The sequence below is a fragment of the Allobosea sp. 01N443 genome (assembly GCF_056399325.1).
The window spans coordinates 1-497 of record NZ_JBFTRC010000433.1; the positions used below are offsets into that span (position 1 = coordinate 1).

Here is a 497-nt window from a genome sequence, read left to right on the forward strand (position 1 = left end):
GGCCAGGGCCAGACGCCCTTGAGCCTCATGAAGGAGGGCAGCGTCGAGGACATCATGAACGTCCGTCGGTATCTCATGGGCCTCACTCAGGGCGGCCCTGGTCCAAATGACGTCGATCGCGATTTCACTCCCTACACCGACGATGACTTGAAGTGGGAGTGACGGGTCCTGATGTCGGAAATCCGGGCAATCTGTTTCGACGCGTTCGGGACGCTTGTGAAAATGGTAGATAAACGCCGTCCATTCCGAAGGCTGATGAACGAAAAGGGGACGGATCACCGTGCGGTCGACGTTCTGACCCGCCCGTTGAGCCTTAGAGAGGTTGCCAAAGAACTTGCCATCGTCATCGGCGAGGCGCGTTTGCGGGAACTGGAACTCGATCTTGATGCCGAGCGGGCTTCTATCCAGCTGCGCCCCGGAATGGCGGTGCTTTGGGCAGCGCTCCGACGGGCTGACTTGCGCATCGGAGTCTGCTCGAATCTGGCCCAGCCTTATGC

The 497-nt window shown here is 59.6% G+C and carries 1 protein-coding gene; it reads left to right on the forward strand.

The window, feature by feature from the left end; translation table 11 throughout:
• Positions 1-171: 171 nt before the first annotated feature.
• On the forward strand, positions 172-497 hold a 326-nt coding region (locus tag AC1DRP_RS36850), incomplete at its 3' end, for an HAD family hydrolase (protein WP_476771181.1).